The organism is Haloarchaeobius lipolyticus (assembly GCF_051208015.1).
In the GTDB taxonomy this organism is placed as follows: domain Archaea; phylum Halobacteriota; class Halobacteria; order Halobacteriales; family Natrialbaceae; genus Haloarchaeobius.
The window spans coordinates 349,919-374,775 of sequence record NZ_JBPKGF010000002.1; the positions used below are offsets into that span (position 1 = coordinate 349,919).

Consider the following 24,857-nt stretch of genomic DNA (forward strand, 5'->3'; position numbering starts at 1 on the left):
GGTTCAGGCCGTGTCTTCCTCACCGTTGCGGTCGTGAGCGAGTTCGGAGCCTGCGGAGTGGTCGGTACCGATGTCGGTGCCGACCTCGCTCCGGTGGACCTCCCAGAGCCGCGAACCCGAGATGAACGCGCCGGTCACGACGAGTAAGAGCTGGACGCCGGAGTCGACCAGGGGGAAGATTCGTTCCTTCGTGACGGGCGCACCCGACCGGTCCGGGTTCGTGTCGACGCCGGTGTAGTACTGGACCTCCTTCGTCGACCCGCGAGCGACCGACTCCGCGGGCTGGCTGCGCTCGAGGTCGACGAACGTCTGGACGACACCGTGCTGGTCGGAGAGGTGAAACTTCCCGGTGAACGCGTAGAACTGGTCGTGCAGCGGCCAGAACACGTTGACGCCGTTGGTCATCAGGTCGGGGCCGATGCCGGCGAAGACGACGGCGACCACCGTCACGAGCGCGGTCCGAATCGCAGTCGGACCGAAGCGGTCGACGAGTCGTGAGCTGGTTCCCCAGTGCAGGTCGAGGTAGACCAGCCCCAGCAGGACCGCCGGGAACAGTACCGTGTGAAAGGCCGCGCGATGTGCACCGATCAGAACGAATCCCACCAGCACGTCCAGGTCGACGAATGCCGTTGCACCCACCACCACCAGCAGCGTTCGCCACGAGTACGCAGACCCCAGCAGCGCCGCCGCCACCACCGCGGCGAGTGCCACGTGAACCACTGTCGAGGGCATAGGGGTAGCACCACGTGGTTCCTCAAAACGATTCGTGTTCGTCAGGTGTCGAACCCCGACTTCGATACGTTTTTGCCCCGTGTCACTCCACTCCACGACCATGACCGACAGCCCACGGCGAAACCTCGCGACGAAGATCGCGGGTGAGGTGACGCTGTCCGACGACCCCGGTGCGACCCTGCGGAAGTGGCGGACCGACTTCGACGTGTCGCAGACCGACCTCGCGGCCGAGCTGGACGTCTCCTCCTCGGTCATCTCCGACTACGAGAGCGGCCGACGAGAGAACCCCGGCATCGGCGTCGTCAGCCGGATGGTCAACTCGTTGCTCGATATCGACGAATCCCGCGGTGGCGGCCACATCCGACAGTACGCCCGCGTCATCTCGGCGGGGTTCGAGAGCGACATCGTCCACGATCTACGCGAGTATCCCACGAGCGTCTCCTTGTCCCGGTTCTACGACGCCATCGACGCCACGGAGGTCGCCGGTGGCGGTGCCGACCGCGTCTCGGGTCACACCGTCATCAACTCCATCGCCGCGATAACCCGACTCTCCTCCGAGGAGTTCTACCGGCTCTACGGCCAGTCGACCTCGCGTGCGCTGTGTTTCACCGACATCACCCGCGGGGAGTCGCCGCTCGTCGCGATGCGGGTCGTCACTCCGACGCCGAACGCCGTCGTCCTGCACGGCATCGACGAGGACGACCTCTGGCGTCACGCCACGAAACTCGCGAGGGCCGACGGCTTCTCGCTCGCGGTGACGCAGATGCCCGCCGAGAAGATGGTCGACGCGCTCAGAGACCTTCCCTGAGTCTATCGATCGACCATCACCGTGGACGGGTCGACGGTTGGTTCTCCAGCTCGACTCAGGCTGTCGGCTGTGCTGTCTCAGGCTGTCGGCTGTGCCGTCCGGCGCTTCTCGCGCTCGGACAACCAGTGCTCGACGGATAGCCTCCCCGGGTCCATGCGCGAGAGCGCGACAGACACCAACAACAACACGAGGGCGAACTCGTAGCCGCCGTTCGAAACCACGAACCCGTTCGGCAGGTGGACGAGGAATATGGCGCCGACCATCACGAGCGCGATGCCGATGGCCGCGATTCGGTGGAACACACCCAGGAGGAGCAACACACCGCCGACGGCTTCGATGAGCCCGACGACCCACGCCATCAGCACTGGTGCGGGGACCCCGAGACTCGCGAGCGCCGCGGAGAAGCCGTCGATTCCCGACCCAGCCGGGCCGATGCCGGTCAGCTTGCCGAAGCCGTGAACGACGAAGACGAGGCCGAGACCGAGTCGGAGCAACGCGGCGCTCAGGTCGGCGTCAGAGACGCGCCCGAGTAGACCGTTCTTCCTCGTTTCTGTGTTTCGCCGGGTCGTCCCTGCCGCCTTCGATTCATCTGATTCCATGTCACCTCAAACGCCAGCATCACTTATCTGCCGAATCCTCGCGGATTGAGTCCTCATTCGGCGCGTAGCACGGCCTCCAGATTACCGTGACACACCATCACACAAATCGAGGTAGTAACCGTGACCCGCCTCCGGGTAGGCGAATCCACGCTCGTTCAGCGCAGTCACGGTGGGTGTAGAGAGGAAGTCACGCGGCCCGTCGCTCTCGGCCGCGAGCCATCCCCGCTCGGTGTGGGCGTCGCCGTCCACCTGTCCGACCACGTTGTGGAGCAGTTCGTGGGTCACCACGCCCATCACCCCCGACCCGCCGTGTGCGTACCACGGTGTGTCCCGGTGGACGACGGAGGCGTATCCGGGTGCGTCACCGTAGCCGACCTTCTCGGTCGTGTCCATCGTCGCGACCGTCACGCCGTAGTAGGTGCAGAAACCGGAGTCCATCTGGTCACGGGTGTACCGTTCCCGGACCTCGCTCGCGTTCACCTGCCCGAGCGCGACCGGTTCGGCGAGCCGTCGACCGGGGACGACGTGAAGCCTGATGCCGGTTTCCCCATCCGGGTTCGCGACCGGCATCTCGGCCCAGATTCGCCGGAGCTCGTCGAGCTCTCGCTCCGAGAAGGTGTCGACGTTCGAGCCGTAGACGAACTGGACGTAGAGGTCCTTGTGGTGCGGGTCCGCGCCCGGGAGCAGTGTTCCCCCCGGCGTCTCCCCGGCACGCTCCCACTCGTCCGGGAGCAGGTCGCCGTCCGCGTCCGGACCCGGCGGTGTCGGCTCGTCGAGCTGGGCAGCGGACGGGAGGAGGTCGGGGGAGGCGACGACGCCACCGGCGAACCCGAGAACGAGCGCGACGGCCACGCCGAGGACCGCCGCGGACAGGTACGTGCCCGTGGCTCGCGTCACCGACAGCTCGTCCATCATCGTCAGCGGGTTCCCGCGGCGAGGTGGAAAACGTTACTCAAGACACCTGAGGAGTCGACAGAGAAAGAAAACCGCAGCGTCCTCGCGCTTCACCAGCGCGGTTCGGAGACCCTATTCGACGTATCGGTACTTTCGCTCGCCCATGCGGCCCCAGCCGTCGAAGACGAACTCGCTCTCGGGGGCGGTGAACTCCTCGAGTTCCTTCTCTTTCTCGTGGTTATGGCGGTCGTGAACCTCCTCGTACTCGTCCCACGAGAGGTCGTACCGCGCGTCGATCTGTCGGTCGACGTCGATGGCTTCGATCTCCTCACGCCAGTTCTCGCGGACTGTCTCGGCGTGGATCTCCGCCTGTGCGCCGGAGCCGTAGGACCCGACCAGCAGTCGCTCGCCCTCGAGGTCCTCGTCGCGCTCGGCGGCGTACTTCAGCGCCGAGACGCGAGCGATGTGAACCGAGCCCGTGTACCAGTTACCGACCTCGCGGGAGATGCCCAGCGTCGGCTCGATGGTCCGGCCGTACCAGTCCTGGTACGCCTCGGTGCCCTTCAGCGAGTCCATGTACTCGCGGAGCGACTCGGTGAACGCCTCGTCGTCGTCGAACTCCTCGCGGCGGGGCTGGCGGCCGATCTCCTCGGACAGCTCGTCCTCGACCTCGGTGTCGCGGATGATGTGCCGGTACGCCAGCAGGGCGGCCTTCCTGACCATACCCGGGAACGGCGTGTGGAACGGCCCGTAGGCGAAGTCGTCCGGACCAATCTTCCCCGCGACCGACTCGTAGTCCTCCAGGGCCTCGCGCATCCGCGCGAGGTAGACCTTCACGGAGCGCTTGCCGTCGACGGCCGGGAACTGCTGGTTCGGCTTGAGGAAGTCCGTCTCGTCCGCCGAGCCGTAGCCCTGCTCGGTCGAGAGCGCGACGATGTCCGGGTCCTCGTCGATGAGCATCGCGACCGCGCCCGCGCCCTGCGTCGCCTCGCCGGCGTCGCCACGGGCGTACAGCGCCGTGTCCGTCGCGATGACGAGCGCCGCGCGGCCGCGGTTGCGCCCTGCGCGGATCCAGTTGTACGCGTCGTCGATGCTCTGGGTACCGGCGATACAGGCGAACTTCCGCTCGCCCTTGTTCGCGTGGTGGAAGTCACCCTCGTACACCTGTTCCAGACAGCCCGCGATGTACGTCGAGATGGGCTTCGAGTTGTCGAACGACGACTCCGTGGCGACGTCGATTCGACCGATGTCGTCCGGGGTGAGCCCCTTCCTGTCCATCAGCTTCTTCGCGGCGTTCGCTCCCATCGTCACGATGTCCTCGTAGGAGTCCGGGAACGACGAGGCGTTCAGTCCGAGCCCCTTCGTGTACTTCTCCGGGTCCTCGCCCTTCTCCGGCGCGAACGTGCCGGGGAGGTCCAGTTTGAGCTTGCCTGTCCAGATCTCGATGGCGTCGATGCCGACCTCGGTCATAGTAGGAATGACTGCGTGTCGGCTCTATATGATATTGTCGACTGCGAGTTCGACGGTTGTCGAATTATTACGGGACGTTCACTGTGACCGTGACCACGTCGGTATCCCCGTCCTGGTACCGCACGTGTAGGTCGACAGTGATGGTCCCGCCGTCCATCGCGACTACCTTCCCCTTGTCATCTAGGAACTCATAGAACTGGAGCTCCGCCTCTGGACCGCCGGCAACCACGAAGCCGGTATCGTCCATCGCCGTCTGCGAACCTATCGGCATTGGTGTCCGCTCTGCGTAGCCATCCTCGGGGCCAGTCCCGATATTCTCGTCACCGTTTCCGTCGAACATGACCTCGTCGAACCCGCTCTGGGACTCGCTGACTTCGATTGGTTGTTTACCCGTCCCACTCACGGAGACAATCTCAACCCCAGTCACCTCAACGTCGTTCGTTCCGGGGTTGGTCAGGTTGAAGAACACGACAGAGTTCTTTCCGTTACTGGTCCCCGTGGTCTTCCCTTCGCTCCCGGCGACCATCCGGATACCCTGAACGACAACCGTCTCCGTGTAGGTGTCGGATGCACCACTGCTGTCGGTCACCCTCAGCGTGACGGTGTGTGCTCCCGGCGTGGTGAACGTGTGGGTCGGGCGTTCGCCGGTACTCTCGTAGGTACCGTCGTCGTCCCAGTCCCACTCGTAGGTCTGGATGTTGTTGTCCGGGTCGGTGGCGACCGCGTCGAACTGGACCTGCTCGTTCATCCGCGGCGGGTCCGGCGTGTAGGTCATGTCGGAGGCCTGCGGCGGGTCGTTCGCCTGGACCGTCACCACGATGGAATCCGTGTCCGTCGCGCCGCCGTTATCGGTTACGGTCAGCTCGACGGTCACGTCGGTGTCGCTCGACACGTCGGGCGCGTTGAACGTGGCCGTCTCCTGGTCGGCGTTGGAGAGCGACGCCTGTCCACTCGGGTCGGAGACGATCTGCCACTGGTAGTCGGTTATCGTCCCGTCGGAGTCGCTGCTCCCACTTCCGTCGAGCGCGGTCGACTGCTGCTCGAAGACGGTCGTATCGCTACCAGCGTCAGCGGTCGGTGGGGTGTTCGAACCGCCGCCACCACCGCCCCCTGCGTTCGTCACAAGTACGTCGAGTCGGGCGCTGTCTCCTCCACTCACGGCGTAAACGGCGACGGAGCCATTGTCCACAGCCGTAAGAGTGGTCCGCGCGGTCCCGCTTCCGTCGGTCGCGTCCGACGACGGCGAGACGGTGCCGACAGACGTGTCGTTGACGCCGAACTCGACGGTCAGGCCGCCGATGCTGTCGTTCAGAACGGCACTCAGGTTAAGTTCGTCATCGGAGTCGGCAGAGACGTTCCACTCGCAGGAACTGCTGTCGCAGTTGGTGAGCGGCGGGTCGGGATTAGTGTCTACCGGGTTCTTCCAGTCGATGGTGTACGCGCCGCCACCACCGCCTCCACCGCCTCCACCGCCCGACGCCTGCACGTTCATCGTGAACTCGACGACCTCCCACGACTGCGGCGAGGTGGAGATGTTCAGCCGGACGGTATCTGTCGTCGGACTGGACGGCGCGTCGTAGGTGAACGTTGCCCGTCCGTCGCCGTCAGTATCGGTGTTCGACGGTGAGACGCTTCCGCTACCGACCACGGAGGCGTTGACGGTCTCTGCGCTCACCGGTGCGTTGTACTCGTCGCGAACCTCCACGGTCACCGCCTCCGACCCACCCGTGTTCACGGTCCGGTCGGTCGGGCCGACAGACGTGATGTAGGCCTTGGTTGCAGCACTCGTCGCACCCGACCCGACACCAGCCTTCGCTAGCCGGAGCTTGTAGGTCTCACCCTGTTCCATGATGAAGTCGACGAAGTAGAGCGAACTGGGGTAGCCGGGGACCGTCGCGGTCGAGTTGAGCGTGACGTCGGCAACGTACGCGTCCCCGTCGCTCCCGGTCGGGTCGTACTGCCCGGTCTCGTTCAGCCGTTCGCGCCACTCGGCAGGCGGGAGGGTCGATGGAATCGTGATGGTCACGTTTCCACCAGTCGTGTTCGTCACGGCAACGCCGTCAGTGTCGGCGCTTATCGAGCGAACCGTCACTGAGGCCGTCCCGGACGATTTCCGGAGCGAGCCGTTCAGAGCGACGAGGGTGATACGCTTCCCGTCGAATATCTGCTGGTCTGCGAGCGTGACGTTCGCCGTGTCGAACTGGTTGTAGAGGAGCGAATTCTCGTAGACGGTGAGGGGCGCATTCTCGTAGCTGTAGTAGGTCGGGGCGTAGACGAGGGCCCCGGTCGAATAGTCCCTGGAGGTCCCGTTCCAGAAGTCGCGCGTCTCCGCATCCGTCCCGTTGGCGTTCTGGATGGCGAAGGCGACAGAACTGTTGTCGGTGCCGACGGTCGCCAGTGTTCCCTGCGGTCGTGGTGGATTGACGAAGATCGTTCGCGCGGGATAACTGGTGCCGAGTGGAACCGACACCGACCCTCCCACATTCCGGACCGGAACCGTCTGGAACGTGTCCCGCAGGTCCTGCATCCGCTGGTGGACCTCCTGGTTGTGGTTGTACTCCACCTCCTTGTTCTGGTCGGGAACGACCTGCGCCTGGTAGGTGGTGATAGCGATGACGACGAAAGCGAGCAGGATGACGGCCCCAATCTGCACCGTTACCGCGCGCTCGTCCCCACGTCCCTCCATTTCGAGTTGCTACCGCGGGGGGGACCAAAACCCTTGTTGCCCTACTCGTCGTCTTCTTCGACGACTTCGGGGTCCTCCATCGCGGACTGGAGGCTCGCGAGACCGTTGAGCCACTCGGCGACGGGCCCGTACTCGATACCTTCGCCGACGTCGGGCGACAGCTGGCCGCCGTCGATGACGAGGGTTCCCGCCTTGACGAGGTAGCCGCGCGCGCTCTCGATGTCCTCTTCGCTCTCGGCGTCCGCTGCGGCCGCGACGTAGTCCTCGATGGAGGCCTCGTCAGCCGCACCGGCGTGGATGTACTCCATGCACGCGTGGAGGACGATGCTCAGGCTCTCCTGGACGCTCCCGACGAGGAACACCTTGTCCTCCTCGTCGAAGCCGGGCTCGGTGAAGACGATCTCGCCGATCTCGTTTATCTTCGCCGTCGCCGCTTCCTCGTCCAGTTCGCCGTCGTCGTGTGCGGAGACGATCTTGGCGGCGGCGATGGCGGCGTCGTCCTGCATCAGGTCGAAGACGCGCATGGAGTCTTCGTCCTCTGCGTCTATCTCTTCGTCCCTGATGCGGTCGATCCAGTTCTGCCAGCGTTCCTCCGAGTAGAACTCGGTCGGCGGCGTGCTCATAGTTCATCGTACCCCGGCTACGTCAAAGGCCTTTCTCTACTGAGACTCCGTGTGGGTCGAAAGCACGTCGGAAGACTCGGGAAGTCGACCGCTCAGAGCGTCGCTTCCGTGTCGATATCGTAGACGAGCGCGGGCGTCTCCACGTGTGCCCGGTGCACGGCCTCCTCGTAGCCTTCGTCGAGGAGCCAGCGAGTCCGGCGCGGGACCGTCTTCGGGCCGAGCACGGCTCCGGGCCGGTCCGGGTCGTCGACGAAGTCGGTCTCCATCATGAACGGGTCGTCCCGTTCCGCGGCGGTCAGCAGGCGGTCCTTCTCGCTCATGACGGACGGTATCGGCCCGGCGAGCGTGCCACCGGCGTAGTGCTTGACGACGTTCGTTCGGTCGAGCCCGGCCTCCTCTGCCCACTCGGCGACCTCCGTGAGGTCGTCCGTTCCCTCGGTGTGGAGCTGGACCGCGCACTTGTTCTCCGCGCCGAGGTGGAACGCGTGGCGCATGACGTCGTTGGAGGCCTCCCACACGGCGTCCGAGACGTCGTAGTGCGGTCGGCCGGACTTCAGCGCGAGCGCATGACCGTCGTCGACGTACTCCGCGGCGAGGTCGAGACCTGCCTTCATGATGGTTGCCGCCTCGGCGGGCGTCCGGCCCGCGTCGACCAGCCGGGAGACGAGCGCTGGATGGACGCCGAGGACGGCCCACGCTCGCCCGGGGAGCACCGTCGTCGCCTCGCGGACGACGTCGACCGTCGTCTCGAACACGTGCCGGAAGTCGGAGCGCTCCGCCGGCAGGTCCCCGAGGTGCCACGAAGGCTTGTTGACGACGAGCATGTGCGTGCCGCCGACGTTGGCGAAGTCCTCGACGGCCTCGATGCCACGGCCGTGTTCGGGGTCGAGGTGGAGATGGTCGTCGAGCACGGGGGTTCCGAGTTTCGTCATACTCGTTCGTGCGCGAGCGCCGGGCAAAAAAGTGACCCCGGGAGGAGTCGACCGGGGACTGGAAGCGCCATCCCGGCCGTCGTCGGCCGACGTTCGTCGAAGTCACTCTTCCATCCTGTCTGGGAAGGGAACAGTGCGACGTGGATTCCATGACGGCGCACATACTCACGAGAGGTGTTTCTCTGGGCCTCTGCACGGAACTCGTGATTCGTTCAGAATGGTTCCTATAGAATTCCGGTTACAATTACACCAAGGTCGTTCAGATATTGTTTCAGTATACAATAATTTTATCCTTATGATGTAAAAATATAAGTGGTGGTGGGGTGATTGTCGGCTCGTGTCATGACTGACGATACCACCCACTCCCTGGCACGACGAACCTTCCTGAAAGCTACCGGTGCAGCGGGCGCCGCCGCGGCACTTACGGGCATCACCACCGCGACACCCGGACGGAAACCCGGCCCCAAAGAGGACGAACTCCTCGTCGGCGTCTCCGCCTCGACGAGCATGGATACCGCCGAGGCACACGTCCAGGACGCCGTTCCCCAGAACGCCTCGGTCGTCCACCGGAACCGGGCTCTCGGCTACATGGCCGTCAAGCTGCCCGACGCCGCCTCCGCGAAAGCGGACTCCGCCGTCGCGCGAGCGATGGCGAACAAGCCTGGCATCAAGTACGTCGAGGAGAACGCGACCCACCACGCGTTCGCGACGCCGAACGACCCGAAGTTCGGCGACCAGTACGCACCGCAGCAGGTCCGTGCTCCCACCGCGTGGGACACCACGCAGGGTAGCTCGGACGTGACCATCGCGGTCATCGACCAGGGCGTCATGTACGACCACCCCGACCTGGCAGACCGGTTCGGGACGAACGAGGGGAAGGACTTCGTCGACGACGACTCGGACCCGTACCCCGACGTCCTCTCGGACGAGTACCACGGGACCCACGTCGCCGGCATCGCGGCTGCCACGACGGACAACGGGACCGGTATCTCCGGGATGTCCGACTCGACGCTCATCTCCGGCCGCGCCCTCAGTGAGCAGGGCTCCGGTTCGACGAGCGACATCGCGGACGCCGTCGAGTGGGCGGCGAACCAGGGCGCCGACCTCATCAACATGAGCCTCGGCGGCGGCGGCTTCACGAACACGATGAAGAACGCCGTCTCCTACGCCGCGAACGAAGGCGTCACCATCCTCTGTGCATCGGGCAACGACGGGCAGAGCTCGGTTTCGTACCCGGCCGCCTACGACGAGTGTATCGCCGTCGGCGCGGTCGACGAGAACGAGAACCTCGCCAGCTTCTCGAACTACGGCAGCAAGCAGGAGGTCGTCGCACCCGGTGTCGACATCCTCTCGACGTGGACGGAGAACGTCGGGCAGTACGGCGGCAAGTACAACAAGATATCCGGCACCTCGATGGCGTGTCCCGCCGCGGCAGGCGTCGCCGCCCTCGGGCTCGCCGCGAACCCGAGCTGGTCGAACACGAAGCTGCGCTCGAAGCTCAAGGAGACCGCCGTCGACATCGGTCTCTCGGCCGACCAGCAGGGCGCCGGCCGGGTCGACGCCGCGAACCTCGTCGCTGCCGGCGGTGGTGGCGGCGGTGGCGGCAACACCGCACCGACCGTCTCCATCTCCGCCTCTGCCGCGACCGTGCAGGTCGGACAGGACGTCACCTTCGACGGCTCCGGTTCCTCGGACTCAGACGGCTCCATCACGGCGTACGACTGGGACTTCGGCGACGGCTCGACCGGCTCCGGTGCGACCACCACGCACGCGTACCAGAGCGCGGGCGACTACACCGCGACGCTGACGGTCACCGACGACGACGGCGCGACCTCGTCCGATTCCGTCGCCATCACCGTCGAGTCCGCCAGCGGTGGCTCCTGTGGCGACGCGGAGAGCGGCGGTAGCGCCGACGGTTACCTGTACGGCTACTACGACGGGGATTCGTACACCTACAACCTCGACCTCGCCGACCCGTGTCAGGTCACCGTTTCGCTCACGGGGCCGACCTACAGCGACTTCGACCTCTACGTGACGGTCGACGGCCGCTCGCCGAGCACCTACGATTACGACAAGCGCTCTATCACGCAGGACAGCAACGAACAGATCGTCCTCGACGACGTGAGCCCCGGCCAGCAGATCGGCATCCTCGTCGACTCCTACTCCGGGTCCGGCAGCTACACCGTCTCCGTGGAGGAGCTCGGGAAGTAAGCCGGGTCACCCGTTTCGCACCCCTTCCCCGTATTCTCGACGTGACTCGACGCTTCGAGAGGCATCGATGACACTGCGAAAACGACCGTAGACGGCGCGAACCGTGTCGGTCACTCCTCGAGAACCATCGAGAAGTTGGCCGCGTTCTGGAGCGCGTCCGATCGGCCATGCTCTCCTGGGGCGATGGCGATGGTCCGCAGGCCGTGACGGCCCGCCGTCTCCAGGACCGGCTTGAAGTCCGTGTCGCGCGACGCGATGGCGAGCGCGTCGATGGATTCGAGCACCGCCGCTTCCGTCGCATCGATGGCGAGTTTCACGTCGACGTCACCGCTCGTCACGACCACTTCGTAGCCGCGGGCCTCTGCAGCCTGGATGAGGCCGGGCGTCGCGTGTTCGTCGAGATAGAGCCGCGTCACCGCGAGGTCACCCTCCTCCTGTGCGGCCCGCCGGACGTCGTCGAGGTCGACGTCGAACTCGTCGCGGAGTACGTTCGGGCCGTCTACGAACAGACCGACCCGTGCGCGCGGGTACGGTTCGGTGCCCGGCAGGAGCCGTCGAAACCGGTCGTTCATCGTCTCTGGGTTGCGGTCTGATGGGGAAAGCGGTGGCGGTTTCGGTCGTGCGGTGATTCTGCTCGGTGGCGACGACGGGCCCGGCCGCGGCGGCGCGAATCCGAGAACGGAACAGTCGTGGTATCACACCGCGCGCCAGAACGGCGACGGTCCGAGGACACCGACCAAAGCATTATTTTCAAATTATATAGTGTAAAAAGAATATTTTGTTCCCTGAGGATAGGGGACAAATATATACGACAGAGCGTGATTTCCATCGGCTATTATAAACACGAATCACCATTGCGAAAGTTTTATGTGATACAGGCAACTCTGCGGAATCGTCTCATGCCAGATGATGACAACCACCAGTTCGGTCGTCGTACCTTCGTAAAAGCAGCCGGTGCAGCCGCAGGTGCCGCGGCATTCGCCGGTGTCACGAGCGGAACGCCAGGCCGGAAACCTGGCCCGAAAGAGGACGAGATCCTCGTCGGCGTCTCGAAAGGCGTCGACCGTCGCGCGACGGTCGAATCGGCCGTCCCCGGCAACGCCGAGATCGTCCACGAGAACGACACACTCAGCTACGTCGCAGTGAAGTTCCCGAGCACGGCCTCGGACACCGCCAAGGAGAACTTCATCTCGGCCGTCACGAAGAAGGACGGCGTCAAGTACGCGGAGAAGAACGCGACGCACCACGCGCTCGCGACGCCGAACGACCCGCAGTTCAGCAGTCAGTACGCCCCGCAGCAGGTCAAGTCCGACCAGGCGTGGGACACCACGTTCGGTGACTCCTCCGTCACCATCGCGGTCGTCGACACGGGTGCGCAGTACGACCACCCCGACCTGGCGGGCAACTACAAGTCCAACCCCGGCTACGACTTCGTCGACAACGACTCCGACCCGTACCCGGACGTGCCCCAGGACGAGTACCACGGGACGCACGTCTCCGGCTGTGCGGCTGCGGTCATCGACAACGGCACCGGCGTCGCCGGCCAGGGCAACTCCTCGCTCATCAACGGCCGCGCCCTCGACGAGGGTGGCAGCGGTTCGACGAGCGACATCGCGGACGCCGTCGAGTGGGCGGCGGACCAGGGCGCGGACATCATCAACATGTCCCTCGGTGGCGGTGGCTACACGTCCACGATGAAGAACGCCGTCTCCTACGCACAGAACCAGGGCGCACTGCTCATCTGTGCGGCGGGTAACGACGGCACCAGCTCCGTCAGCTACCCGGCAGCCTACAGCGAGTGTATGGCCATCTCCGCGGTCGACTCCAACGAGAACCTCGCCAGCTTCAGCCAGTACGGCTCCAGCGTCGAACTCTGCGCCCCCGGCGTGGACATCCTCTCGACGACGACCGAGACCCGCGGCAGCTACGAGAAGCTCTCGGGCACCTCGATGGCGACGCCCGTCACCTCCGGTGTGGCCGGTCTCACCCTCGCCAAGTGGTCGAGCCTCGCGAACAACGAGCTCCGCAGCCACCTGAAGAACACGGCCGAGGACATCGGCCTCTCCTCGGACAAGCAGGGTAGCGGCCAGGTCGACGCCTACGCAGCAGTCACGACCGACCCGTCCAACAGCGGCGGCGGCGGTGGCGGCGGTGGCAGCGGCTCCACCTCCGAGACCGTCAGCGGTTCCCTCTCCGGCTACTGGGACTACGACGACTGGACGTGGTCGTGGACCTACAGCAACCCGAGCCAGATCAAGGTCGAGCTCGACGGTCCGTCCAGCGCCGACTTCGACCTCTACATCAACGAGGGCACGACGACCAACGCGAGTCCGTCGAACTACGACTACGCCTCGACCAGCACGAACAGTCAGGAGACGATTACCATCGACAACCCGGACACCTCCACGGACCTGCAGATCGACGTGGACTCCTACTCCGGCTCCGGTAGCTACGACCTGACCATCACCGAGTACGAATAACGGCGCGTCCCTCCGCCGTCCCCCGGCGTCGGGCCGTACCACCCGTCGCCACCACGCACTCATCACGTTCCTACCACTTTTCCTGTCATCACCTCTACGACGTCTCACCGCGGGCGCTCGCGGCTGTCACACCCAGCCGCTTTCTTTAACTCTTTATGTCGGAAGGGCGATGCCCCGAACATGAGCAAACCGCACATCCTCATCCTCGGCGCACCGGGCGCTGGCAAGGGTACACAGTCCAAGCACATCGTCGAAACGTTCGGCGTCGAGCACGTCACGACGGGTGACGCACTCCGCGCCAACAAGGACATGGACATCAGCGACATGGACACGGAGTACGACACCCCGCGCGAGTACATGGACCGCGGCGAACTCGTCCCCGACGCCGTCGTCAACGCCATCGTCGAGGAGGCACTCTCCTCGGCCGACGGCTACGTCCTCGACGGCTACCCCCGCAACCTCGAACAGGCCGAAGAGCTCTCCGAGATGACCGACCTCGACGTCATCCTCTCGCTCGACGTCGACACCGAAGAGCTCGTCGACCGCCTCACCGGCCGCCGCGTCTGCACCGAGTGCGGGACGAACTTCCACGTCAAGTACAGCCAGCCCGAGGAGGAGGGCGTCTGTGACGAGTGCGGCGGTGAGCTGCACCAGCGCGACGACGACACCGAGGAGACGGTTCGCGAGCGACTCCGCGTCTTCGAAGAGAACACCCAGCCCGTCATCGACTTCTACGAGGGCCGCGACGAGTTCGCCAGCATCGACGGGGAGCAGGCTCCCGACGACGTCTGGGCCGACGTGAAGGCAGCGATCGAATCGCGGACGTAGAACAGTAGTCGCAGTCGCGGAGCGGTCCGTTTCTCAGTCGTCGTCTCCGTCAGTGACGACGACCTCGTGCACGGAGACGTGCAGGTAGGTGATGGAGGGAATCTGCGTGACGCTTTCCGGCACCGCTCGCGTCCCGACGAGCGCTTCGTCGTAGTGGAGCTCGTAGTTGTTCTCCACCTCGCCGATGGTACCCACGATGGCCCCGTACACCTCCGCGTTCTGGCTGAGGGTGAACGCCGTCCCCTCCGTCGTGCCGTTCGCCGGGCCGTACAGGACGCCGGTGAATCTGACGCCGTTCTCGATGGCGGTCTCGGTCCCCGGATTGACGTACATCCAGTACTGCGGCGCCCGGTCCTGCGGAACGGTGACCTCGGAGTTCTGCGACAGCACGACTTCACCCTCGATGTACATATTCACTCGGTGAGTGCCTTTCACTCGGATCTCGGCTTTGTTCCCGAGCACGACGTCCCCGTCGACGACGATCTCGATTGGCCCGTCACTCGCATTCAGCTCGATGACCGCGTCGTTTCCGGTGTCTATCTCCTCGAGGTAGTACTGTCCCTCCTCGACCGAACACGTCGACGAGCAGCCGGTCAGCGTGTTCGTCGACGTGTCGATGTCGACTCCGGGTCTGCTGTTGTTGTTGTTGCTCTCTATCAGCATCCGTTTCTGGTCGATGAGGGTGACGGACGGCGACGGACTCGGGACGCTCGCGTTGTAGTACTTGTTCCCGGTGAGCGTCCCGTCTTGTGAATCGACGGAGATAGTCCCACCAGGCTCGACGGAGACGTTGCCGTCGACCGTCCCCTTCTCGATGGTCACGTCACCGCCGGCGATGACGTCTCCGTCGACGTCGGCGTTGTTCGAGACGACGACGTCACCGGCTGCGACGATCTCACTGGTCGTGCCCGAGGAGATGGCGTACGGGCCTGCAGAAGAGTTGTAGCTGTCGATCTCGGCGTTGTTCTCGATGTCGAGCGTCGTCGCCGCACCCGTCGCGACCATCCCACTTTCGACGGACTTCGGGGGGACGGGGTTCAACAGTTCCACAGTCGTGGTGTTCGCCGACTCGTTCTTCGTGACGCCGGTCCCGTCGGTCATCGCGTTGAAGTGCTCGTACCAGCCACCGTAGTACTCGCTCTCTATCGTTACCGTGACCATCGCCCCCCGGATGATGGATGCGTTGTTGAGCGGTGCGATGGTCCGGTTCTTGCGCATCGTGATCGTACCGGAGTTCAGTTGCTTGTCGCCGGAGGTCTGCAAGATCGGAAGCGAGAGCGTGGGTTCGCCGTCGTCGTTGATGTTGTACTCGGTGTTCGGCGGCGAGAGGACGACGGTGTTCTCCCCGGTTCCCCGGAAGACGCCGCCGGCCTGGTAGGCGTAAATTTCGCCGTCACGCTCGTACTCGATGACGCCGATGCTCTTGTTGACGATGGTCGTCGTGTTCCCACCCTTCGTCATCGTGATGATGACGCGGCCGGCGTCCTCGTGACGAATAGCCGCTTCCTTCGCGACGAGGTCGAACGGGACAGACCGGGCGCCGCCGTCCGAATAGGCGACGCTCTGGAGGTTACGGTCGAACTCGACGAACGACTGTTCGACGCGCTTGTCGGTCGCCTGGTCCTGAGCCTGCTCGAGGGCGACACCCGAGAAGACGAGGAGGGATATCGTACCGATCGCGACGATGCCGACGAGCAGGACGACACCGACGACCGGTGTCACGCCCCGGCCCCGCTTCCAGGGCCTCCGGACATTCGTCATTCCGGCAGAGTCAGTCATTGGACCATTCCACACTAGCCGGCTACAAGTATCTTGCCAGCCGTTCATATCGTTCACAGAACCGAGAAGAACAGCCCAGCGGGCCGAGTTCGCTACCCTGAACGTTCATCGAGGCTCACAGGCCCGAGTAACAAGATTTGTATTCGGTCGTTCCCAACTCGACCCTATATGGCCTGGACAGCGGACGAGATAGCCACCTTCCTCTCGGACAACCCGGGGTTGGCCGATGCGCTCGAAGTCGTCATGGACGAGAGCGATCACGGCGACCGGGAGATAGAGTGGAAGGACGTGAAAGACCACGACAGGATGGACAGCGGCAAATGGGGCCGCCTCATCCAGTCCGACATCCTCGTCGAGCGCGAGGACGGCTTCATCGTCGCCGACCCCGACGCCGTCGAGGAAGCGCTCGAAGACGACCTCACGGTCAGCACGAGCAGCATCGATACGAGCGACGCCGATACCGAGGGCTCGAGCTGGCGAACTTCCGACAAGCTCGCCGGCGTCGTCGCCCTCTCGCTGATGGCGGGATACTACTTCGACCCCATCCGGAACGTGGTCGGTGGCGTGATGAACGTCGTGTTCCAGCCGCTCAACGACGTTCTCCCGTTCTACGCCGTCATCCTCTCTATCGCACTCATCACCGGTCTCTACTCGACGCTCCTGCGGGCGGCCATGGTCGACAACAGCAAGATCAAGGTCATCCAGCAGAAGATGCAGGACATCACCGAGCGAGAGAAGGCCGCGAAGAAAGCCGGCGACGACGACGCGCTCGAGAAGATCCAGGAGGAGAAGATGGCCGCGATGGGCGACCAGGGCGAGATGATGAAAGAGAACTTCCGCCCGATGGCGTGGATCATGCTCCTCACCATCCCAGCCTTCCTCTGGATGTACTGGGTCATCCTCGAGGGACACCTCACCGTCGCCGCCGAGCAGGGCATGGTGATGCCCATCTTCGGTGAGCACGACTGGATGGAAGGCGTCGGCCCGATGCCGGCGTGGATCATCTGGTACTTCCTCTGCTCGATGGGCTTCAACCAGCTCATCATGAAGACGCTCGACCTCGACGCGACGCCGTCGTAAGCTGCCCCCCGGCGCAGTCGTTTCACACCGCGGACCCGGGCGAAGTCACAAATCATTTTAGCGCGACCGACCGAGGAGGCGTATGTTACTGACCGTCTCCGGCCCGCCCGGCTGTGGTACGAGCACCACGGCCAAGGGACTGGCCGACGCGCTCGACCTCGAACACGTCTCCGGTGGCGACATCTTTCGCGAACTCGCCGCCGAGCGCGACCTCTCGCTCGCGGAGTTCAACGAACTCGCCGAGGAGGACGACCAGATAGACCGTGACCTCGACCGTCGCCTGCGCGAGATCGCCGTCGAACGCGACGGCATCGTCCTCGAGTCCCGACTCGCCGGCTGGCTCGCTGGAGACGAGGCCGACTTCCGCTTCTGGCTCGACGCCCCGGTGTCGGTTCGCGGCGAGCGTATCGCCGACCGCGAGGAGAAGACGCCGGAACAGGCCGCCGAGGAGACCGAAGTCCGCGAGGCCAGCGAGGCCACGCGGTACCACGAGTACTACGGAATCGACATCGGCGACCTCTCCATCTACGACGTCTGTCTGAACACCGCCCGGTGGGACGCCGAGACCGTCGTCGGACTGCTCGTCGACCTGGTCGAATCGCACGACCCCGCGACCGACGAGGGGGCCTATCCCGTCGACGTGGACTACGAGTTCTGAGATGACGCTTCGCGCACCGCCCGACGAGCGAACGCCCGAGGAACTGCTCGAGTTCGGCGTCGTCAACCTCGACAAACCACCCGGGCCATCGGCCCACCAGGTCGCGGCGTGGATCCGCGACGAGGTCGGCGTCGACCAGGCGGCCCACTCGGGCACGCTCGACCCGAAAGTCACCGGCTGTCTCCCGGTCCTGCTCGGCGACGCGACCCGCATGGCGCAGGTGTTCCTCGAGGGCTCGAAGGAGTACGTCGCGGTCCTCGAACTGCACGGTACCCCGCCGTCGGACCTCGAGGCAACCGTCGCCGAGTTCGAGGCACCGCTGTACCAGAAACCGCCGCGCAAGAGCGCGGTCTCGCGTCGCCTGCGCGTGCGCGAGGTGTACGACCTCGACGTGCTGGAGGTCTCGGACCGGAAGGTCCTGCTCCGAATCGACTGCGAGTCCGGCACCTACATCCGCAAGCTCTGCCACGACATCGGCCTCGCGCTCGGTACCGGCGGCCACATGGGACACCTCCGGCGGACCGCGACCGGCCCGTTCGACGACTCGACGCTCCACACGCTCGAGGACCTCTGGGACGCGCTCGCGTTCTACCGCGAGGACGGCGACGAATCCTGGCTCCGCGAGACCGTCCTGCCCGCCGAGCGAGCGCTCGAACACCTCCCGAGCGTCACCATCGCCCCGAACGCCGCCGAGCAGGTGGCGAACGGCGCACCCGTCTACGCCCCCGGCGTCATCGAAATCGACGACGACGCCAGCTCCGGCGACCTCGTGGCGTGTTTCGCGCCGCAGGGGACGGCGGTCTGTCTCGGCCGCTTCGTCGGCGACCGGGACGCAGACTCGGGTGTACAGGTCGAACTCGAGCGCGTGCTGGTCTGACCCGGCGCGGTACGGCCAGCCCTCGCACACGGCGAACGAAACGACACCCTTAAACAGCAGACGGCTGTTGGTTCAGATACACCCTGGGACCGTGGGGTAGTGGTATCCTCTGCGGATGGGGTCCGTAGGACCCGAGTTCGACTCTCGGCGGTCCCACTTTTGCGGAACGAGTACCGAGACAGGAGCCGCAGGCTCCTGTCGAGGAACGTAGTGGAGCAAAATGGGACCTCGAAGACGAGCGGAGCGAGTCTTCGGTGGTCCCACTTTTGCGGCGGGGGAACGACGACGAGCGAAGCCGCAGAAACCGGTCCGGCCGACGTGTTCGTCGCGAGCAGAGCTGTCCACCTTCTCCAGAGTACGTCGCCCGTCGACGACCGCGACGACGCTGAATACCCGGATAGTGACGAAGCTGCTCAGGAACAGCAGCAGGACTGGAACGGCGGGGAGTTCGACGCCCTCGCCAGTGTCGCAGTTCTCGGAGTGCTGGTTCCTCTCCCGTGCTCCGCGGTCGTCACCGACGGCGACGACCCAGCCATCGAATCTGGCCTCGGAGAGCACGCCCCTCCAGCCCCCTCCTGCGGCGACCATCGTCGTCGCCCAGCCGACCCGACAGCCACCGCATCCAGACAGCTTCGTCGGTGAGCCCGTCGCCGTCGATGACGCCGGCTTCCATGCCTCCGGCGGAACCGAGTGCGATGGCCAGACCGCCGGCGGCGACTCCCGGAGCGACCCACTGCACGCGGTGACTGTCCCCCATCTCCCACACGATATTTTCGAGCACTGCACCACTGGTCAAATCACAGACAGAAACCATCGGCAATCCGCGCGCGAGCAATCGACGACAGTCGCGGAACCGGCAACAAATAAGCCTATTGGCCGCCGGTACGAAAGTCTAGTTAACTGACCTTATGGGAACGTCGAAGGTATCACTTCTGAGAATAACCCGGTATCGGGAGTTTTGAACAATCTGGCGCGGGTTCAATGGGGGCTTGACGCGATGCAGGCCTCGGCAGAAATCGATTCATAATGCGCCATTACTACCAGAAACTTATCACAATCAGTTAGCTTTATCCGGAGGAGACGAGGTGGACACTCCATACACCTGACGACGCCGTGGGCACGGGACCCGCCAGTTCGACTGGTGGGCGTCCGCGGGGACGTAGGTGTGGGATACACACAACCATGGAACTGAAATCAATCTTCAACGACGACAATGCGGTGTCGCCGGTCATCGGTGTGATTCTGATGGTCGCGATCACCGTCATTCTCGCAGCGGTTATCGGTGCGTTCGTACTGAACATCGGTGGGTCGCAAGAAAAAGCTCCCCAGGCTAACTTCGGCTGGGAGAACACCTCCAGCGGAGACGTGTTCCTTGAGCACAATGGCGGTGACGACATTGATAATGCGACCATTTCGATCACGATTTCCGGCAGTGGCAGTGCTGCTGACCCTGCCTACGGTAACCCCTTCTCGTCATCTGGTAGCTTCACTGCGGGTGACCGACATCAAGTCGCACGGAATGCCGACGGTGGTAACACTCTGAAGCTGGTCTGGGAGGCATCGAGTGGCGATTCCAGCCAAGTTCTGGGGGAGAAAGAGGTCTAAAAATGAACATTAAAGCAATATTCAACGAAGAAAACGCTGTATCGCCAGTCATCGGGGTTATCCTCATGGTTGCAATCACGGTCATCCTTGCAGCAGTCATCGGAGCCTTCGTGCTCAACATCGGTGGCTCGCAAGAAGCTTCTCCGCAGGCAAACCTCGCATTTAGCTACGATGATGGGGCCACGAGTGGCTGGGACAACGATGCAAAGGAGAACTTCACCATCAGTCACAACGGTGGAGATGACCTCGACGGTAGTTCCATCTCGATCACCGCAACTGGGAACACCTATACCGGTGGTAGCACTCCGAGCTCCTGGACTGCTGGCGGCACCGGTACCTACGAGGTCGGCACCACTGACACCGACTTCGGAGGAAGCTACAATGCGTCATCCGGCGATGCTCTGAAGGTTATCTGGCAGTCCACCTCGGGCGACTCCAGCCAGGTCATCGCGAACGGCGAGCTGCCCTGAATTTCAGGTAGGTCTTTTATTTGTATTTTCAGGCAGTCAACCACTCAGCAGCTGTAATTCTTATTTCACTCCTACCGACACACAAATGTCAGATATTGGCAAATAACAACATCCGAGCCACTTTTTCTTCGCTCGGCGCCGTCAGATACGGCTCTATCGCGTCATAGCTTCTCCAGCCGCCGAGAGCCATCACGATTCGTGGACTCACGTTCTCCTCGACGAGCAGGTGGTTCGCCCAGCAGCGTCGAAGATCGTGCGACGACACACGCTCGTAGTCTGCGTCGCCGGTCACGGCCGCGGCCACGTCGGCGGCATCCTCGACCCAGTACTGCACGGTTCGCTTCGACCGGTCGATGAGCGGCTTGTCGTCGTCGACGTCCTCGTTCTGGACGTAGCGGTTGATGAGCGCCTCGACCTCTATCGGTAGCCACGCCTCACGGTGCTTGCCGCCGTTGTACTCGCCACTGGTGTCCTTCCCGGCGACGACCTCGAGCTGGTAGTGACGGCCGTCGCTCATTCGCGAGATGTGCTCGGGACAGACGTCGAGGACTTCGGCGACGCGAAGGCCGCAGTCGCCCATCAGTCGGATGGCAATCTCCCGCTCGAAGGTCGTCGCCTGCCGAGGGAGCTCGCGGTACTCCTCGCGAGACATCCAGACGTTCCAGGTGCCGTCTCGGTTTCGTTCGGTGCGCATGGGTTGCGTGTTCGCCTGGACGAAGGTGCAACAAGTAACCTCAGACCGAGCTGGTGGGTTGCGGTGAGACGGCAGAATCTCAGTGGTTCGCGTCGCTTCAGGTGATGCGATTGCACGTTAGAAGGGAAGCGTGAAATTTTGGACTGGCTTTACTTGCTCCCTATCTATTCTATACCGAGAGCGCTGAATACGATTGCCAGGAGGAATAGGACGGCGATTAGAGCAGCCATTCCGTCCGAAAACCCTGGAACTGATGCGAATCCACTCTTCAGGTCTACAGTCATACTGATTAGGGCAGGTGATATGAGCATTAGAACCAAGCCCGCTAGAATTATCTGCGGCGTTGATTGCCCGCGATTTCGATACTTCTCCTCTTGAACCCATTCTATTCGGTCCATCTGCGTCAGAATGTACGGATTTCAGTTATAAAATACAAACACACGGTTCAAGCCCCACAACCCGGGTTTATAGCCTTTCAGGGATGGCAAAATAGCGAATCACCCCCTCAACCTTTTTTAATACAGTCGGATTATCGGAGTCTATGAGAAAACCCCCTTCTGAATTGCAAGACGAGTTTTCATCCAAAGGAGATTCGTTCACCAGTGTGGTTGAAATTCTCTATTCGAACTATGACCGAGAATTCACACAGACTGATTTAGCAAAAGAGGTGGGTGTAAGCCAGTCGCGAATTAGTGAGTTTACTACAAATCTTGTAGAGAGTGGCTGGGTTAGTAAGAATAAGGGCCGGACTACTTTTCGATGGAATACTGAGTCACACAATCCTGCCAGCACTGATGGAGCCAAAGCTCTATCTGGATTTTATAGTGACCTCTGGTGGATTCTATCCAAGCATTCTAAAACTATTCCTGGCTCACTTGCCATCTATGGGTTCATGTTGTTTGCGGCCGCAATCGTACTTCTCGCATTCTACATGGGTTATCTTGTGAACGGAGGCGCTGACTCGAGTATCTCTGGAATCACTTATCTGGTAATCTCTCTGGCATCTTTGATTGTCGGAGTTGTTATCTCACTCTTATCTCCGCTACAGGCTTGGCTTCACCGAATTTATCGGTGGGCTTCATCGTTGTGAGTAAAGCAACTTCTTCCATCAAAGCAGAGCTTCATCCGACAACGCCGACGACCTCCATGTTCATCAGCGTTAGATGTACACCAGCAACGAACAGCCCGAGAGGGATCGCGTGCTCGACGCCATCGAGCCAGTAGCCGTATCGCTCCCGAACCACTCGAGGCGCTCGCTGGTGGATGACCCACAGACTACAGAGTACGACGAGTTTGATGGCGACGACACCAGCGATTCCCGCAACATCGTGCGCCCACGCATTGATCGGCACGGCCTCGTAGGCGAGTGGATGCCCGATTCCCCAGTACGTCGTCACCGTATCGCCGACGCCCCAGGTGAGCACGCCCATTGACCACAGGTAGATCGTCAGCCAGCACTACCGAAACTCGTCGTCGCTACAGAACGAACCCACACACATCGACGCCACCCTACAACCAGACGACTACACCACTCCGACTTCGCCCTCTCCAGAAACACCCCGACACTCCTCACACCCGCTCCACACCACGGAACTCGAACCGCGCACCGCCCTCCGTTCCTTCGGTCACGGCCACCTCCCAGCCGTGGGCGGTCGCGACGTCGTGGACGATGGCGAGGCCCAGCCCGGTTCCCGCCTCGTTCGTCGAGTAGCCGCTCTCGAACACCCGGTCGCGGTCGGCGGCGGGGATGCCGAACCCGCTGTCTTCGAGGGAGAAGCCGCCGTCGAGACAGCCGACCCTGATGGTGAGTGGCGCGCCGCCGTCGGCCGCGGGGGATTCGGTCTGGTAGTCGGAGGATGAGTGTTCGACCGCGTTCCGGATGAGGTTCTCGAACAGCTGCTTCAGCCGACCGGCGTCGGCCAGCAGCTCCCGGTCGCAGTCGAGGATGAGCCGTGCCTCGCCCGTTTCGACGTTCCGCCAGCACCCTGCGACGATGTTGCGCAGCGACACCGGTTCGAGGGAGACCGTGTGGTCCCGCTGCCGGGCCAGCGCCAGCATGTCGTCTATCAGGACGCGCATCCGGTCGAGGGCCCACTCCACGTCGTCGAGGTCGTCGCTCTGGCGGTCGGTCTGTGCCATCTTCAGCCGGCTCTGGGCGACGTTGAGTGGGTTGCGGAGGTCGTGGCTCACCGCGACCGCGAACTCCTCGAGGCGCTCGTTCTGGGCCTCGAGCTCTCGCTGGTGGCGACGCCGCTCGGTCAGGTCCTGGGTGACCTTCGAGAACCCGCGGACATCGCCGTCGTCGTCGTACAGTGGGGTCACGGAGACCCGCGCCCAGAACCTGGTTCCGTCCTTCCGGACGCGCCAGCCTTCGTCCTGGACGTTCCCCACTTCGGCGGCCCGGGCGAGTATCTCGTCGGGCCGCTCCGCCGCCACGTCGTCGGGGTAGAAGACGGAGAGGTGCTGGCCGAGTATCTCCGACTCGGTGTAGCCCTTCAGCCGCTCCGCACCGTCGTTCCAGCTGGCGACGGTGCCGTCTGGGTCGAGCACGAAGAGGGCGTACTCGTCGACCCGGCGCACGAGCTGGTCGAACCGCTCGCGCTGGACGCGGAGCTCTGCTTCGCGGGCCTTCCGCTCCGTGATGTTCCTGACGACCGCCAGGACACGCCCCTGGCCGCCGATGCTCGTCGCCTTGAGGTGGACCTCGACGGGGACCTCGGTTCCGTCCTTCGACAGGGTTCGCCACTCGAACACCTGTGGGCCCTCCGCCGCGGCGGTCTTGATGAGCTCCGCCGCCCGTTCGTCGGTGTACGGTGGTTCTCCCGTCGAGATGGCCCCGATCGTCTTCCCGATCAACTCGGTGCTCGTGTAGCCGAGCATCTTACAGAACTGGGTGTTGGCGTCGACGACGAGGCTGGTCTCGATGTCGTGGACGACGATACCGTCGGTCGCCTTCTCGAAGATCTCCCGGTAGTTCGTCTGCGCGCGCTGATTCGCGACCGCGTTTCCGATACGGTTCGCAAGTAGCGTGAACTGGTCCTTCCCACCGTGTTTCTGCAGGTAGTCGGTGACCCCTGCGGAGATGGCCTCGCTGGCTATCTCCTCCGACCCTTTCCCGGTGAAGAGGACGAACGGCAGGCCGGGATAGCGTTCGCGGACCGACTGGAGGAACTCGATGCCATTCTGCTCGGGCATATCGTAGTCGGAGACCACGCAGTCGATCGACTCGTGCTTGAGGACCGCCAGCCCCTCCCGTGCGCTTTCGGCCGTCGTCACCGTGATAGACTCGTCTTCACGTGGCAGGAACTCGGGCGTCAGCCTCGCGAACGACGAATCGTCGTCCACGTGAAGGACGTGTATCGGAGTCTGGGGCCCATCCATGACGTCGTTCAGCGGAGGTAGCCCCCCCGGGTGTATAAACCATGTGTCCG

22 protein-coding genes and 1 tRNA gene are annotated in these 24,857 nt (G+C 63.5%); 10 read left to right on the forward strand and 13 right to left on the reverse strand.

Features of this window, described 5'->3' with window-relative positions:
• Nucleotides 1-3: 3 nt before the first annotated feature.
• A complete protein-coding gene (locus tag ACSC1Y_RS04845; protein ID WP_435333558.1) occupies nt 4-732 on the reverse strand; it encodes a metal-dependent hydrolase in 729 nt (242 codons plus the stop codon).
• Nucleotides 733-832: 100 nt separating this feature from the next.
• Here ACSC1Y_RS04845 and ACSC1Y_RS04850 point away from each other — a divergent pair, with 100 nt between their 5' ends.
• Nucleotides 833-1,540, forward strand: coding sequence for a helix-turn-helix domain-containing protein (locus ACSC1Y_RS04850; protein ID WP_435333559.1), 708 nt, complete (start codon nt 833-835; stop codon nt 1,538-1,540).
• Between the two features lie 77 nt (nt 1,541-1,617).
• On the opposite strand, the gene ACSC1Y_RS04855 is transcribed toward ACSC1Y_RS04850, so the two are convergent.
• The 6 genes from ACSC1Y_RS04855 to ACSC1Y_RS04880 form a co-directional block, all read right to left on the reverse strand.
• A complete protein-coding gene (locus tag ACSC1Y_RS04855) occupies nt 1,618-2,139 on the reverse strand; it encodes a DoxX family protein (protein WP_435333560.1) in 522 nt (173 codons plus the stop codon).
• Nucleotides 2,140-2,220: 81 nt separating this feature from the next.
• Nucleotides 2,221-3,054, reverse strand: coding sequence for a hypothetical protein (locus ACSC1Y_RS04860; RefSeq protein WP_435333561.1), 834 nt, complete (start codon nt 3,052-3,054; stop codon nt 2,221-2,223).
• Between the two features lie 111 nt (nt 3,055-3,165).
• Entirely contained in the window at nt 3,166-4,503 is a 1,338-nt protein-coding gene (hmgB, locus tag ACSC1Y_RS04865; RefSeq protein ID WP_435333562.1) for a hydroxymethylglutaryl-CoA synthase, read from the reverse strand.
• 67 nt (nt 4,504-4,570) lie between these two features.
• Nucleotides 4,571-7,189, reverse strand: a complete 2,619-nt coding sequence (locus tag ACSC1Y_RS04870; protein WP_435333563.1) for a PKD domain-containing protein — start codon at nt 7,187-7,189, stop codon at nt 4,571-4,573.
• Nucleotides 7,190-7,230: 41 nt separating this feature from the next.
• Entirely contained in the window at nt 7,231-7,812 is a 582-nt protein-coding gene (locus ACSC1Y_RS04875) for a DUF2150 family protein (protein ID WP_435333564.1), read from the reverse strand.
• 92 nt (nt 7,813-7,904) lie between these two features.
• Nucleotides 7,905-8,744, reverse strand: coding sequence for a TatD family hydrolase (locus ACSC1Y_RS04880; protein WP_435333565.1), 840 nt, complete (start codon nt 8,742-8,744; stop codon nt 7,905-7,907).
• Nucleotides 8,745-9,086: 342 nt separating this feature from the next.
• Between ACSC1Y_RS04880 and ACSC1Y_RS04885 the strand changes: the two genes are divergently transcribed.
• Nucleotides 9,087-10,955 (forward strand): S8 family serine peptidase, encoded by a 1,869-nt coding sequence (locus tag ACSC1Y_RS04885; RefSeq protein WP_435333566.1) that lies wholly within the window; start codon nt 9,087-9,089, stop codon nt 10,953-10,955.
• Between the two features lie 110 nt (nt 10,956-11,065).
• Here the strand turns inward: ACSC1Y_RS04885 and ACSC1Y_RS04890 are convergent, their stop codons facing one another.
• Complete coding sequence (locus ACSC1Y_RS04890) at nt 11,066-11,527, reverse strand: NYN domain-containing protein (RefSeq protein WP_435333567.1); 462 nt, start codon at nt 11,525-11,527, stop codon at nt 11,066-11,068.
• Between the two features lie 327 nt (nt 11,528-11,854).
• On the opposite strand from ACSC1Y_RS04890, the gene ACSC1Y_RS04895 reads away from it, so the two are divergent.
• Together ACSC1Y_RS04895 and ACSC1Y_RS04900 are read left to right on the forward strand one after the other, a co-directional pair.
• Entirely contained in the window at nt 11,855-13,435 is a 1,581-nt protein-coding gene (locus ACSC1Y_RS04895; protein WP_435333568.1) for a S8 family serine peptidase, read from the forward strand.
• Between the two features lie 180 nt (nt 13,436-13,615).
• Nucleotides 13,616-14,263 carry an adenylate kinase gene (locus ACSC1Y_RS04900; RefSeq protein WP_435333569.1) on the forward strand — a complete coding sequence of 216 codons (648 nt, stop codon included), beginning with the start codon at nt 13,616-13,618 and terminating at the stop codon, nt 14,261-14,263.
• A 33-nt stretch (nt 14,264-14,296) separates the two neighbouring features.
• On the opposite strand, the gene ACSC1Y_RS04905 is transcribed toward ACSC1Y_RS04900, so the two are convergent.
• Entirely contained in the window at nt 14,297-16,042 is a 1,746-nt protein-coding gene (locus tag ACSC1Y_RS04905; protein WP_435333570.1) for a polymer-forming cytoskeletal protein, read from the reverse strand.
• A gap of 168 nt (nt 16,043-16,210) precedes the next feature.
• Between ACSC1Y_RS04905 and ACSC1Y_RS04910 the strand changes: the two genes are divergently transcribed.
• The 4 genes from ACSC1Y_RS04910 to ACSC1Y_RS04925 all read left to right on the forward strand — a co-directional run bounded on the left by ACSC1Y_RS04910 (nt 16,211) and on the right by ACSC1Y_RS04925 (nt 18,813).
• On the forward strand, nt 16,211-17,122 hold the full coding sequence (locus ACSC1Y_RS04910; protein ID WP_435333571.1) for a DUF106 domain-containing protein: 912 nt from the start codon (nt 16,211-16,213) through the stop codon (nt 17,120-17,122).
• A gap of 82 nt (nt 17,123-17,204) precedes the next feature.
• The gene (cmk, locus tag ACSC1Y_RS04915) at nt 17,205-17,780 is read left to right on the forward strand and encodes a (d)CMP kinase (RefSeq protein ID WP_435333572.1); all 576 of its coding nucleotides are present in this window, start codon (nt 17,205-17,207) and stop codon (nt 17,778-17,780) included.
• A 1-nt stretch (nt 17,781) separates the two neighbouring features.
• Entirely contained in the window at nt 17,782-18,657 is an 876-nt protein-coding gene (locus tag ACSC1Y_RS04920) for an RNA-guided pseudouridylation complex pseudouridine synthase subunit Cbf5 (protein WP_435333573.1), read from the forward strand.
• Nucleotides 18,658-18,742: 85 nt separating this feature from the next.
• Nucleotides 18,743-18,813 (forward strand) — tRNA-Pro (locus tag ACSC1Y_RS04925).
• A gap of 355 nt (nt 18,814-19,168) precedes the next feature.
• On the opposite strand, the gene ACSC1Y_RS04930 is transcribed toward ACSC1Y_RS04925, so the two are convergent.
• Nucleotides 19,169-19,438, reverse strand: a complete 270-nt coding sequence (locus tag ACSC1Y_RS04930) for a hypothetical protein (RefSeq protein WP_435333574.1) — start codon at nt 19,436-19,438, stop codon at nt 19,169-19,171.
• Between the two features lie 401 nt (nt 19,439-19,839).
• On the opposite strand from ACSC1Y_RS04930, the gene ACSC1Y_RS04935 reads away from it, so the two are divergent.
• Nucleotides 19,840-20,262, forward strand: a complete 423-nt coding sequence (locus ACSC1Y_RS04935; protein ID WP_435333575.1) for a type IV pilin domain-containing protein — start codon at nt 19,840-19,842, stop codon at nt 20,260-20,262.
• A gap of 2 nt (nt 20,263-20,264) precedes the next feature.
• On the forward strand, nt 20,265-20,732 hold the full coding sequence (locus ACSC1Y_RS04940; protein WP_435333576.1) for a type IV pilin domain-containing protein: 468 nt from the start codon (nt 20,265-20,267) through the stop codon (nt 20,730-20,732).
• A gap of 88 nt (nt 20,733-20,820) precedes the next feature.
• On the opposite strand, the gene ACSC1Y_RS04945 is transcribed toward ACSC1Y_RS04940, so the two are convergent.
• The 3 genes from ACSC1Y_RS04945 to ACSC1Y_RS04955 all read right to left on the reverse strand — a co-directional run bounded on the left by ACSC1Y_RS04945 (nt 20,821) and on the right by ACSC1Y_RS04955 (nt 24,771).
• The gene (locus tag ACSC1Y_RS04945; RefSeq protein WP_435333577.1) at nt 20,821-21,426 is read right to left on the reverse strand and encodes a site-specific integrase; all 606 of its coding nucleotides are present in this window, start codon (nt 21,424-21,426) and stop codon (nt 20,821-20,823) included.
• A gap of 1,121 nt (nt 21,427-22,547) precedes the next feature.
• Nucleotides 22,548-22,856, reverse strand: coding sequence for a DUF5658 family protein (locus tag ACSC1Y_RS04950; RefSeq protein WP_435333578.1), 309 nt, complete (start codon nt 22,854-22,856; stop codon nt 22,548-22,550).
• A 139-nt stretch (nt 22,857-22,995) separates the two neighbouring features.
• Nucleotides 22,996-24,771 carry a PAS domain S-box protein gene (locus ACSC1Y_RS04955; RefSeq protein ID WP_435333579.1) on the reverse strand — a complete coding sequence of 592 codons (1,776 nt, stop codon included), beginning with the start codon at nt 24,769-24,771 and terminating at the stop codon, nt 22,996-22,998.
• Nucleotides 24,772-24,857 lie beyond the last annotated feature (86 nt).